General features: G+C 72.2%; 9 protein-coding genes. 5 read left to right on the top strand and 4 right to left on the bottom strand.

What is annotated here, in order from left to right; translation table 11 throughout:
• Nucleotides 1–155: 155 nt before the first annotated feature.
• A complete protein-coding gene (locus EF918_RS36850; protein WP_185921659.1) occupies nt 156–365 on the bottom strand; it encodes a hypothetical protein in 210 nt (69 codons plus the stop codon).
• Nucleotides 366–577: 212 nt separating this feature from the next.
• Nucleotides 578–1,693, bottom strand: a complete 1,116-nt coding sequence (locus EF918_RS08860; protein ID WP_125643460.1) for a LacI family DNA-binding transcriptional regulator — start codon at nt 1,691–1,693, stop codon at nt 578–580.
• A gap of 350 nt (nt 1,694–2,043) precedes the next feature.
• On the opposite strand from EF918_RS08860, the gene hisC reads away from it, so the two are divergent.
• Nucleotides 2,044–3,123, top strand: coding sequence for a histidinol-phosphate transaminase (gene hisC / locus EF918_RS08855; protein WP_125643458.1), 1,080 nt, complete (start codon nt 2,044–2,046; stop codon nt 3,121–3,123).
• Nucleotides 3,124–3,148: 25 nt separating this feature from the next.
• On the opposite strand, the gene EF918_RS08850 is transcribed toward hisC, so the two are convergent.
• Nucleotides 3,149–3,517, bottom strand: a complete 369-nt coding sequence (locus EF918_RS08850) for a cyclophilin-like fold protein (protein ID WP_125643456.1) — start codon at nt 3,515–3,517, stop codon at nt 3,149–3,151.
• Nucleotides 3,518–3,704: 187 nt separating this feature from the next.
• Here EF918_RS08850 and EF918_RS08845 point away from each other — a divergent pair, with 187 nt between their 5' ends.
• From EF918_RS08845 to EF918_RS08830, 4 genes are read left to right on the top strand one after another with little or no spacing between them, the layout of a single operon-like run.
• Nucleotides 3,705–5,210: a cytochrome ubiquinol oxidase subunit I gene (locus tag EF918_RS08845; protein WP_125643454.1), complete on the top strand. Its 1,506-nt coding sequence runs from the start codon at nt 3,705–3,707 to the stop codon at nt 5,208–5,210.
• Nucleotides 5,211–5,228: 18 nt separating this feature from the next.
• The gene (cydB, locus tag EF918_RS08840) at nt 5,229–6,233 is read left to right on the top strand and encodes a cytochrome d ubiquinol oxidase subunit II (RefSeq protein ID WP_125643452.1); all 1,005 of its coding nucleotides are present in this window, start codon (nt 5,229–5,231) and stop codon (nt 6,231–6,233) included.
• A 14-nt stretch (nt 6,234–6,247) separates the two neighbouring features.
• Nucleotides 6,248–9,922 carry a thiol reductant ABC exporter subunit CydD gene (gene cydD / locus EF918_RS08835; protein ID WP_125643462.1) on the top strand — a complete coding sequence of 1,225 codons (3,675 nt, stop codon included), beginning with the start codon at nt 6,248–6,250 and terminating at the stop codon, nt 9,920–9,922.
• Nucleotides 9,923–9,946: 24 nt separating this feature from the next.
• On the top strand, nt 9,947–11,662 hold the full coding sequence (locus EF918_RS08830) for a GAF domain-containing sensor histidine kinase (RefSeq protein ID WP_125643450.1): 1,716 nt from the start codon (nt 9,947–9,949) through the stop codon (nt 11,660–11,662).
• 64 nt (nt 11,663–11,726) lie between these two features.
• On the opposite strand, the gene EF918_RS08825 is transcribed toward EF918_RS08830, so the two are convergent.
• Nucleotides 11,727–12,590, bottom strand: a complete 864-nt coding sequence (locus tag EF918_RS08825; protein WP_125643448.1) for a Cof-type HAD-IIB family hydrolase — start codon at nt 12,588–12,590, stop codon at nt 11,727–11,729.
• Nucleotides 12,591–12,636: the final 46 nt, after the last annotated feature.

Raw genomic sequence — 12,636 nt, 5'->3', positions numbered from 1 at the left:
CGCGTACTACGAGACGTCCGGCTCCTACGAAGCGTCCGGCTCCTACGAGGACACCGGCTCGGCCGTCCCGCCGCCCCCCGGGTACTCCCCGGAGCCCGGCCCCGCCCCCCCACAGCCCCCCCCCCGCGCCGCGCCGCGCCGGCAGGGCACGTCGCCTAGCCGGGCTGCGGGGCGTACCCGGGGCGCGGCGGGACGGCCGAGCCGGTGTCCTCGTAGGAGCCGGACGCTTCGTAGGAGCCGGACGTCTCGTAGTACGCGGGGTACTCGCCGTACACGGGGGCCTCGGCGGCCTGTTCGCCGGACACGGGGTACGCCAGGGGTTCGGACGTGGGGACCTTGAAGTCCCGCAGCGTCTCCGTCCGCATCGCGGGTCCCTGACCGGCCCCCTGAGTCATCGACCCCTCCACCACCGTCGCGCGTCCGTACACCTGCGGACCCCCCTGTCCTCCGGGCCGGAGGGTCCGTGATGTCGTGCGCCCATCATAGGAATGCGGCTCGCTCTGTGTGACGCACCAGGGGTGGTGAATCCTGTCCGGAGCCGATCGTTCCGGCCAGTTTTTCCTGATTTGGCTACTTGTCAGTTCTGCGCCGGGGAGCGCGGCGGGCTGACGGTGGTGCGCGGCTGCCTGCGCTGCGACGACGTACGGACGATCAGTTCGGTCGGCACCACCTGCTCCACCGGCCGTCCGGTGTCCACCCCTTCGATGGCGTCGATGAGGAGCTGGACGACCGCGGTGCCGATGCGCCGTGGCTTGAGCGAGAGCGTGGTGATCGGCGGCTCGGTGTTGGCGTAGACGGTCGATTCGCTGCAGCACACGAGCAGCAGGTCGTCCGGGACGCGCAGCCCGTAGCGCCGGGCGGCGGCGAGCAGGTCGGTGCCGTTGGGGTCGAAGAGCCCGTAGACCGCGTCGGGCCGGTCGGGCCGGGCGAGCAGCCGGTCGGCGGCGACGGCGCCGGCGCACGGGTCGTGGGCCGGGTAGGACTCGTAGACGGGGTCCTGGCCGACGCGGTCGCACCAGTTGAGGTAGGCCGTGGTGGACAGCCGTGTGTAGGTGTCCGTGGTGGTGCCGGTCAGCAGCCCGATCCGGCGGGCGCCGGCGGCGGCCAGGTGGTCGAGCAGGTTCAGGACGGCGGCCTCGTGGTCGTTGTCCACCCAGGCGGTGACGGGCAGCGAGCCGGCGGGCCGGCCGTCGGAGACCACGGGCAGGCCCTGCCGGACCAGCTCGGAGACCACCGGGTCGTGGTCGGAGGGGTCGATGACGACGGTGCCGTCGAGGGCCACGTTCGACCAGACGTCGTGACGGGAGGTGGCGGGGAGGATGACCAGGGCGTAGCCGCGGGCGAGTGCGGCGGAGGTGGCGGCCCGGGCCATCTCGGCGAAGTAGGCGAATTCGGTGAAGGTGAAAGGTTCATCCCCGTACGTCGTCACGGTCAGGCCGATGAGGCCCGACTTGCCGGTACGGAGGGTGCGGGCGGCGGCGGAGGGGCGGTAGCCCAGCCGGTCGGCGACCTCCCGGACGTGGCGGCGGGTGGCGTCCGGCAGCCGTCCCTTGCCATTGAGCGCGTCGGAGACGGTCGTGATCGAGACGCCCGCCGCGGCGGCCACGTCCCTGATGCCGGCCCGGCCCTGGCGGCCGGCGGCCCGCCGGGTGGTCTCGGTCCGGCTCACCTGATGCTTCCCTGCTGCTGTCATGGCGAGCCGATAGTAGGGCTCGGTGGGGTGGGTGGTCCGGGTGCATATGCACGCGTTGACAGGCACGATTCTGCATGGTTCGCCACCCCCAATGACCTTGGAAATGAAGGAAGTTGGTTGCTGTAGGTAAGGGGGTCGCTTGTCGGCGGGTACGAGCATGCCAAACCGATCAGGTTTCGGGCCTGTCTCAACTCACCTGCACGAGGGATGCGCGCCACGGCGTGGGCCACCGGCGCACGCATATATGCGCGCGCTCCCCCGCAATCCTGGCGCCCTCCATTTCCGGGCGGGCGTAATCCTCATAAGGTGAGCAGTATTGAGTTGTACGGGAAGGTCGAGGAGGACCTGCGGTGAGCGAGAAGAGCCCGAAGCTGCGCGCCGAGCTGGACGGCATCCCCACCTACAAGCCGGGCAAGCCGGCCGCGTCCGGAGGTGCGGTCGCCTACAAGCTGTCCTCCAACGAGAACCCCTATCCGCCGCTGCCGGGGGTCCTGGAGTCGGCCGTGGCCGCGGCGGGGGCGTTCAACCGCTACCCCGACATGGCGTGCACCGGCCTGGTCGCCGAGCTCGCGGACCGCTTCGGGGTGCCGGTCGAGCACGTCGCCACGGGCACCGGCTCGGTCGGCGTGGCCCAGCAGCTGGTGCAGTCCACCGCCGGTCCGGGTGACGAGGTGATCTACGCCTGGCGCTCGTTCGAGGCGTACCCGATCATCACGCAGATCTCGGGTGCGAAGCCGGTGCAGGTGCCCCTGACCCCGGGTGACGTGCACGACCTGGACGCGATGGCGGACGCGATCACTGAGCGGACCCGGCTGATCTTCGTGTGCAACCCGAACAACCCGACCGGCACCGTGGTGCGCCGCGCCGAGCTGGAACGTTTCCTGGACCGGGTGCCCTCGGACGTCCTGGTGGTGCTGGACGAGGCCTACAAGGAGTTCATCCGCGACCCCGAGGTCCCGGACGGCGTCGAGCTCTACCGCGACCGCCCGAACGTGGCGGTGCTGCGCACCTTCTCCAAGGCGTACGGGCTGGCCGGTCTGCGGGTCGGATTCGCGATCGCGCACGAGCCGGTGGCCGCGGCACTGCGCAAGACGGCGGTTCCGTTCGGGGTGAGCCAGCTCGCCCAGGACGCGGCGGTCGCCTCGTTGCGGGCTGAGGACGAGCTGCTGGGCCGGGTCGGCTCGCTGGTCTGCGAGCGCAAGCGGGTGTACGAGGCGCTGGTCGCCCAGGGCTGGACGGTCCCGGAGAGCCAGGCCAACTTCGTGTGGATGCGGCTGGGCGAGCGGACCGCCGACTTCGCGGCGGCCTGCGAGAAGGCCGGTGTGGTGGTCCGGCCCTTCGCGGGCGAGGGCCTGCGGGTCACGATCGGTGAGACCGAGGCGAACGACCTCTTCCTGCACACGGCGGAGGCCTTCTTCAAGGAGATGTAGTCGTCAGGGGCTGCCGCGCAGCCCCTCAGGCCCGTTCCACGCGGATGGGGTCGCCGTCGCGGACGGTGGCCAGCAGGCGGGGGTCGCCGTCGAAGGAGCCGAGCACGTTGCACGGGCTCGCCAGGCGGCTCTCGCCCCCGCGGGAGATGGGCGTCGGGCCGTAGGGCAGCGCGAGCGCGTCGCCCTCGGTCCAGAACGCGACCGTGCCGGGGTCGACGACCTGCCGGGCGTCGGGCTCCAGCGCCACGGAGACGCCGGTGTCGAAGTAGACCTCCTCGCCCCAGGTGTGTGCGGAGGCGGAGATCGGCAGGGCGTCGGTCAGGGCCTTGGCGGTCGGGGTGTCGTCGAGGGTCGCCGTGAGCTGGCCGGCGGGCCAGGAGAGTCGTATCTGCATGGGCGACATTCAACAATCTGTTGAATTTGTTGGCTAGGGGTACCCCCGCCGCTGCGGTCCGGACGTGTGTGCGTCATAATGCTTGTGAATGTGAACGCGTTCACAAGCGTGTCCTGCTTCCTCCCCGTATGGGGGGAACCCGCCAGGCAGACTGCGGCTGTGACCACGGCGATAAGGAGATGACGACGTGGACCTGGCTTTGGCGCCCGAGACATTGGCGCGCTGGCAGTTCGGCATCACCACGGTCTACCACTTCCTCTTCGTCCCCCTGACGATCTCGCTGGCCGCGCTGACCGCCGGCCTGCAGACCGCCTGGGTGCGGACCGAGAAGGAGAAGTACCTCAGGGCCACCAAGTTCTGGGGCAAGCTGTTCCTGATCAACATTGCGATGGGTGTCGTCACCGGCATCGTCCAGGAGTTCCAGTTCGGCATGAACTGGTCCGACTACTCGCGGTTCGTGGGTGACATCTTCGGGGCGCCGCTCGCCTTCGAGGCGCTGATCGCCTTCTTCTTCGAATCCACCTTCATCGGACTGTGGATCTTCGGATGGGACAAGCTGCCGAAGAAGATCCATCTGGCCTGCATCTGGATGGTCTCGATCGGCACGGTGCTGTCGGCCTATTTCATCCTCGCGGCCAATTCCTGGATGCAGCACCCGGTCGGCTACAAGATCAACGAGACCACCGGGCGTGCCGAGCTGACGGACTTCTGGGCGGTCCTCACCCAGAACACCGCGCTCACCCAGTTCTTCCACACCATCACGGCCGCCTTCCTGGTCGGTGGCGCGTTCATGGTCGGCATCTCCGCCTTCCACCTGGCGCGCAAGCGGCACGTCCCCGTCATGCGCAGCTCGCTGCGGCTCGGCCTGGTCGTGCTGATCATCGCGGGTATGGGCACCGCCATCAGCGGTGACCTGCTCGGCAAGGTGATGTTCAAGCAGCAGCCGATGAAGATGGCCGCCGCCGAGGCGCTCTGGGACGGCGAGGCCCCCGCCCCCTTCTCCGTGTTCGCCTACGGAGACGTGGAGAAGGGCCACAACAAGGTCGCCATAGAGATCCCGGGCCTGCTGTCCTTCCTCGCCAACGACGACTTCAGCTCCTTCGTCCCGGGCATCAACGACGTCAACAAGGCCGAGCAGGAGAAGTTTGGCCCCGGTGACTACCGGCCCAACATCCCGGTCGCCTACTGGGGCTTCCGCTGGATGATCGGCTTCGGCATGGCCTCCCTCGGTATCGGTGTGCTGGGGCTGTGGCTGACCCGCAAGAAGTTCATGCTGCCGCCGGCGCTGCGGACCGGTGAGGACGAGGTGCCGCACCTGGTCCTGTTCCGGACGGCCCTGAACCCCAAGCTGACCCGGTGGTACTGGATCGTCGCCCTGTGGACGATGGGCTTCCCGCTGATCGCCAACTCGTGGGGCTGGATCTTCACCGAGATGGGCCGCCAGCCCTGGGTGGTCTACGGAGTCCTGCGCACGCGGGACGCCGTCTCCCCCGGGGTCTCCCAGGCCGAGGTGCTCACCTCGATGATCGTCTTCACCCTGCTGTACGCCGTGCTGGCCGTGATCGAGGTCAAGCTGCTGGTCAAGTACGTCAAGGCCGGGCCGCCGGAGCTCACCGAGGCCGACCTCAACCCGCCGAAGCGCATCGGCGGCGACGACACCCACGCCGACCGGCCGATGGCCTTCTCGTACTGAGGCCGGGGAGAGAACACCATGGAACTCCACGACGTCTGGTTCGTGCTCATCGCCGTCCTGTGGATCGGCTACTTCTTCCTGGAGGGCTTCGACTTCGGGGTCGGTGTCCTGACCAAGCTGCTGGCCCGTGACCGTGCCGAGAAGCGGGTGCTGATCAACACGATCGGCCCGGTCTGGGACGGCAACGAGGTCTGGCTGCTCACCGCGGGCGGAGCGACTTTCGCCGCCTTCCCCGAGTGGTACGCCACCCTGTTCTCCGGCTTCTACCTGCCGCTGCTGCTGATCCTGGTCTGTCTGATCATCCGGGGCGTGGCCTTCGAGTACCGCGCCAAGCGGCCCGAGGACCGCTGGCAGACCAACTGGGAACAGGCGATCTTCTGGACCTCGCTCATCCCCGCCTTCCTGTGGGGCGTGGCCTTCGCCAACATCGTGCGCGGGGTGAAGATCGACCAGAACAAGGAGTACGTCGGCACGTTCCTCGACCTGCTGAACGTCTACGCGATCCTCGGCGGACTGGTCACCCTCACCCTGTTCACCTTCCACGGCGCGGTCTTCACCTCGCTCAAGACGGTCGGTGAGATCCGGGACCGCTCGCGCGCCCTGGCCACCCGGCTCGGTGTGGTCACCGCCGTCCTGGCGCTGGCCTTCCTGATCTGGACCCAGGTCTCGCGCGGGGACGGCACCAGCCTGGTCGCCATGGTCGTGGCGGTGCTGGCCCTGGTCGCGGCCCTCGGCTGCAACCTGGCCGGGCGCGAGGGCTGGTCGTTCGCCCTGTCGGGCATCACCATCGCGGCGGCCGTCGCGATGCTGTTCCTGACCCTCTTCCCGAACGTCATGCCGTCCTCGCTCGACGCGGCGTGGAACCTCACGGTCACCAACGCCTCGTCCAGCCCGTACACCCTGAAGATCATGACCTGGTGCGCGGCCATCGCCACACCGCTGGTCCTGCTCTACCAGGGCTGGACGTACTGGGTCTTCCGCAAGCGGATCGGTACCCAGCACATCGCCGAGGCCGCTCACTAGGGGGCATGTTTCACGTGAAACCGATCGACCCGCGCCTGCTGCGCCACGCCCGGTCCACCCGCCTGTTCCTGATCGCGGTGGTGGCCCTCGGGCTGGCCGGCGCGGGTCTGGTCGTCGGTCAGGCGATGCTCATCGCCGAGATCGTGGTCGGCGCCTTCCAGAAGGGCCTCGACGGGGACGCGCTCCGGACGCCACTGCTGCTGCTCGCGGCGGTGGCGCTGGGGCGCGCCCTCGTCGCCTGGCTGACCGAACTCGCCGCGCACCGGGCCGGTGCCGCGGTCAAGTCGGAACTGCGCATCCGGTTGCTGGCCCGGGCCGCCGAGCTGGGCCCGGGCCGCCCGGCCGGTCCCCAGGCCTCCTCCGGTCGGGGCGCCGGGGCGAGCACGGGGTCGCTGGTGACCCTGGCGACCCGGGGCGTGGACGCGCTCGACGACTACTTCTCCCGCTATCTGCCCCAGTTGGGCCTCGCCGTGGTGGTCCCGGTGGCGGTGCTCGCCCGGGTCGTCACCGAGGACTGGGTGTCGGCGGCCATCATCGTGGTCACGCTCCCCCTGATCCCGCTGTTCATGGCCCTCATCGGCTGGGCCACCCAGTCCCGGATGGACCGTCAGTGGCGGCTGCTGTCCCGGCTGTCCGGGCACTTCCTGGACGTGGTCGCGGGCCTGCCGACGCTCAAGGTGTTCGGCCGGGCCAAGGCCCAGGCCGAGTCGATCCGGAGGATCACCGACGACTACCGTCGGGCCACCCTGCGGACACTGCGGATCGCGTTCCTCTCCTCGTTCGCCCTGGAACTGCTGGCCACCCTCTCGGTGGCGCTGGTCGCCGTGACCATCGGTATGCGGCTGGTCCACGGGGACCTCGACCTGTACACGGGGCTGGTGATCCTGATCCTGGCGCCCGAGGCGTACCTGCCGATGCGGCAGGTCGGGGCGCAGTACCACGCGGCCGCCGAGGGACTGGCCGCCGCCGAGGAGATCTTCGAGGTCCTGGAGGCGCCGAGCCTCGCGGCGCAGGGGACCCGGGCCGTGCCCGACTCCCCCGCGCTGCGGTTCGAGGACGTCGAGGTCCGCTACCCCGGCCGGGCCGCGGCCTCGCCCGGTGCGGTCTCGCTGACCGTGGCCGCAGGGGAGTGCGTGGCGCTCACCGGGCCGAGTGGCACGGGCAAGTCCACGCTCCTGAACGTCCTGCTGGGATTCGTACGGCCCACGGCGGGTCGGGTGCTGGTCGGCGGGGTGGACCTGGGGGAGCTGGACCAGGACGCCTGGCGGCAGCGGATCGCCTGGGTGCCGCAGCGGCCGCACCTGTTCGCCGGGACCATCGCCGAGAACGTGGCCCTGGCCCGGCCCGGTGCCACCGCCGAGGAGCTGGAGCGGTCCCTGCGGGACGCCGGGGCCTGGGAGTTCGTCTCCGCGCTGCCGCGCGGGGCCGGGACGATGCTGGGCGAGGGCGGGCTCGGCCTGTCCGCGGGGCAGCGCCAGCGGCTCGCCCTGGCCCGGGCGTTCCTGGCCGACCGTCCGGTGCTGCTGCTGGACGAGCCGACGGCCGCGCTGGACGGTGAGACCGAGGCCGCCGTGGTGGACGCCGTCCGCCGTCTTGCGGCCGGGCGGACCGTCCTGCTCGTGGTCCACCGACCGGCCCTGCTGTCGGTGGCCGACCGTGTGGTCCGCCTGGAGCCCACCGGGGCCGAGGCCTCCGGGAAGGGCGAGTCGCCCGCCCCGCCGAGCGGTCCCGGCCTCGTCGGGGCGGACGTGCCGGGGGCGGGTGCCCAGGGTGCCGTGGGGGCCACGGGCGTCACAGGTGCCGCGGGTGTCGCGGGTGCCGGGGCCGGCCCGGATGTCCGGCCGGATGCCGGGGCGCCGGAGGCGGGGCCCGCCGAGGTGGGCGGCGCGTGGGGTGGTCCTGTCAGGGAGCCGCTGCGATGGGTGCGGGGTATGGCCCGGGGCAGGCAGGGGCGGTTCCGGCTGGCGCTGGGGCTCGGGGCGCTGGCCGTCGGGTGCAGCGTCGGCCTGATGGCCGTGTCGGGATGGCTGATCTCCCGGGCCTCCGAACAGCCCCCGGTGCTCTACCTGATGATGGCCGTCACCGCGACCCGCGCCTTCGGTATCGGCCGGGCCGTCTTCCGCTACGCCGAGCGCCTGGTCTCCCACGACGCCGTCCTGCGGATGCTCGCCGACCTGCGGGTCACGGTCTACCGGCGGCTGGAGCGGATCGCCCCCGGCGGGCTGCGCGACAGCCGGCGCGGGGACCTGCTGGCCCGTCTGGTCGCCGATGCCGACGCCCTGCAGGACTACTGGCTGCGCTGGCTGCTGCCCCTGGGCACCGCCGTGCTCGTCGGCACCGGCTCGGTGGCGTTCACCGCCTGGCTGCTGCCCGAGGCAGGTGCCGTCCTCGCGGTCGGCCTGCTGGCCGCCGGGGTCGGGGTGCCGCTGGTCAGCGGCGCCTGTGCGCGCCGGGCCGAACGCCGGCTGGCGCCGGCCCGCGGTGAGCTGGCCACCCGGGTGGCCGACCTGCTCACGGGGACCGCCGAGCTGACCGTCGCCGGCGCGCTCGCCGACCGGACGGACAAGGCCCGGCAGAGCGATTCCGTCCTCACCCGGATCGCCGCCCGGGGCGCCGCCGCGACCGGGCTCGGCAGCGGGCTGTCGGCCCTGGTCTGCGGACTCACCGTGGTCCTGGCGGCCGCCCTCGGCGCGGACGCCGTGGCCGGCGGCCGGCTCTCCGGCGTGGCCATGGCCGTGGTCGTCCTCACCCCGCTCGCCACGTTCGAGGCCGTGACCGGCCTGCCGCAGGCCGTCCAGTACCGGCAGCGGGTGCGGCGCAGCGCCGAGCGGGTGCAGGAGGTCCTCGCCACCCCGGACCCGGTCGCCGAGCCCGAGCGGCCCCGCGAGCTGCCCGCCGTGCCGTTCCCGCTGCGGCTGACCGGGCTCACCGCCCGGCACCCCGGCCAGGAGCGGGCGGCCCTGCACGGGGTCGACCTCACCCTGGAGGCCGGCCGCCGGATCGCCGTCGTCGGCCCGTCCGGCTCCGGCAAGACCACGCTCGCCCAGGTGCTGCTGCGCTTCCTCGACGTCGCCGAGGGCGCCTACACCCTCGGCGGGACCGACGCCCGGGCGTGCGCCGGGGACGACGTACGACGCCTGGTCGGGCTCTGCGCCCAGGACGCGCACCTCTTCGACAGCTCGGTCCGGGAGAACCTGAGGCTGGCCCGGCCCACGGCCACCGAGGACGAGCTGCGCGCGGCGCTGGCCGGGGCCCGGCTGCTGGAGTGGGCCGACGGCCTGCCCGACGGGCTGGACACGCTGGTCGGCGAGCACGGGCAGCGGATCTCCGGCGGCCAGCGTCAGCGACTGGCCCTGGCCCGGGCGCTGCTGGCCGGGTTCCCCGTCCTGGTGCTGGACGAGCCGGCCGAGCACCTGGACCTGGCCACGGCCGATGCCCTGACGGCGGACCTGCTGGCCGCGACCGAGGGCCGCACCACCGTGCTGATCACCCACCGGCTGGCGGGCCTGGACCAGGTCGACGAGGTACTCGTCCTCGACGCCGGCCGCATCGTGCAGCGGGGCCCCTACCAGGAACTGGCGGGCATCGCCGGGCCGCTGCGGCGGATGCTGGAGCGTGAGCGGGACAGCGATCGGGCCGCGGTCCCGCCGGCGGCGAGCGCGCCGCTCCCGGCCGACTTTCCCCGGTAAATGGGACTAACTAGGCTCAAGACCATGTCACTGCAGGAGTCGCAGGAGTCACCGGACCCGCTGGAGGCCGCCACCCAGGCCACCCGGAGTCTGCAGGGCCTGTCCACCGAGCTCACCGCCCGAGTCCCGCAGCTCCTGGAGGCGATGCGGTCGGTCGGCACCGGGCTGGAACTGCACTCCACGCTGGACCGGATCTGCGAGACCGCGGCCGAACTCGCCGGCGCCCGGTACGCCGCCATCGGGGTGGTGGACACGGAAGGCCGAGGCCTGTCCGACTTCGTGACGTACGGGATCGACCCGGCGGCCGCCGCCCGGATCGGGCACCGGCCCGACGGCAAGCGGGGGCTGCTCGGGGCACTGATCCGGCATCCCGACCCGGTCCGGCTGGCCGATCTGACCCGCGACCCGCGCTCGGCCGGCTTCCCGCCGCACCATCCGCCGATGAAGACCTTCCTCGGGGTCCCCATCCGGGTCCAGGGCGAGATCTTCGGCAACCTCTACCTCGCCGAGAAGCGCGGCGGCGAGGAGTTCAACGACTACGACGTCCACATGGTCCGGGTGCTGGCCACCGAGGCGGGCATCGCCATCGGCAACGCCCGGCTCTACGAGGCCGCCACCCAGCGCGAGCGGTGGATCGACGGCTCGGTGGCCGTCACCACCGCCCTGCTGTCCGGCGGCGACGCCGACGACGCGCTGTCCGTCGTCGCCGAGCAGGCCCGCCACCTGGCCGACTCGGCGGCCGGCATCGTGATGCTCCCGGCCACCGACGGCGACATGGAGATCGTCGCGGTGTCCGCCGACGAACCGGCCGCCTCGCTGGGGGTGGTGATCCCCGTGGACAGCCCGGTGGTGCAGAGCCTGCTGCGCGGGGAGCCGGTGTTCGCCGACGACGCCTCCGCCGACCCGCGGATGACCGGCAGGCTGACCAGTGCCTACGGCCCGTGCATGATGCTGCCCCTGCAGAGCGGGGGGCGGGTGCTCGGTGCCCTGGTCACCCCGCGGTGGCGGGGCGCACGGCCGTTCACCGAGGCGGAGCGGACGCTGGCCACCCAGTTCGCCTCGCAGGCGGCGCTGGCCCTGATGATGGCCGAGGCGCAGCGCGACCGGGAACGGCTGGCGGTGTTCGAGGACCGTGACCGGATCGCCCGGGACCTGCACGACCTGGTCATCCAGCGACTGTTCGCGACCGGGATGATGCTGGAGAGCGCGCAGCGCAGGTCCGTCGTCCCGGAGGTCGTCGACGGGGTCGGCAAGGCCGTGGACGAGCTGGACGTGACCATCCAGGAGATCCGCACCGCCATCTTCGCCCTCCAGCAGGGCCCGGCCGAGGCCCCGTCCGGGCTGCGCACCCGAGTGCTGCGGGAGATCAACATGGCGGCCGTGCCGCTGGGCTTCAAGCCCGCGCACCGGTTCATCGGGCCCGTCGACAACGCCGTGGGCGAGCTCGTCGGCAAGAACCTGATCGCCGCCCTGCGCGAGGCGCTGTCCAACGCCTTCCGGCACGCCGAGGCCTCCCGGATCGAGGTGGTGGTGGACTCCACCGCCACCCTCGACGACGGCCGGTCCGCGGTCCGGCTGGAGGTCGCCGACGACGGGGTGGGCATCCCCGAGGGCGGCCGCCGCAGCGGTCTGCGCAACCTCCGGCGGCGGGCCGAGTCCCTGGGTGGCGCGAGCTGGTACGGGCCCGGGCTGGGCGAAGCCGGTGGCGGGACCACGCTGGTCTGGCAGGCCCCGCTCTAGGCCGCGAGGACGGCCACGGGCCCGGCCGGACGGCCCGGCCGAGCGGACTCGGGCCGGTGGGCGGTCAGCGGGCGAGGCGGGCGGCGAGGATCTGCTCGATGACCACGGCCACCCCGTCCTCGTTGTTGGCGACCGTACGGCCGGACGCCGCCGCGATCACGTCCGGGTGGGCGTTGCCCATGGCGTAGGAGGTGCCCGCCCAGCTGAGCATCTCCACATCGTTGGGCATGTCCCCGAACGCCACCACCTCCTCGGGCAGGATGCCCCGCTGCTCGCAGCACAGCGCCAGGGTGCTGGCCTTGGAGACGCCGTGGCCGCTGATCTCCAGCAGGGCCGTCGGGCTGGACCGGGTGATGGCGGCGTACTCGCCCGCGGCTGACCGGGCCAGCGCGAGGAACGCGTCCGGGGACAGCTCCGGGTGGTGCGCCAGCAGCTTGAGCACCGGGGCGGCGCTGCCGGGCGGGTCCTCGTGCAGCAGCTTCTCGGCGGTCGCCACCGTGGCACCGGGGTCAAGGAAGAACGGCGGGTACGCCGGCTCGTAGTGGATGCCGGTGGTCAGCTCGACCGCGAAGGAGGTGCCGGGCGCGGCGTCCCGCAGCGTCCGCACCACGGTCAGCGCGGCCTGCCGGGGCAGCGCCCGGACCTGGACGAACTCGCGCCCTGCGTGCAGGTCCACCACCGCGGCGCCGTTGGCGCAGATGGCCAGCCCGTGGCCGTGGACGTGGTCGCTGACGACGTCCATCCAGCGGGCCGGGCGGCCGGTGACGAAGAAGACCTCGATGCCCGCCTCCTCCGCGGCGGCGAGCGCGGCGACGGTACGTGCGGAGACGGATTTGTCGTCGTGCAGCAGGGTGCCGTCGAGGTCGGTGGCGATGAGCCGGGTCGTCGCGGGAGCAGGCCGGTCGGGGCGCTGGGGAGCCGAGGTCACGCTCCATCTTCGCCCATGCCGGGCACGCGACGGACCGCCCGGGGCA

Source organism: Streptomyces sp. WAC06614 (genome assembly GCF_003949795.1).
Taxonomy (GTDB): Bacteria; Actinomycetota; Actinomycetes; order Streptomycetales; family Streptomycetaceae; genus Streptomyces.
Note: the sequence above shows the minus strand (reverse complement) of the source record. Positions and strands in the feature narration are given on the sequence as shown.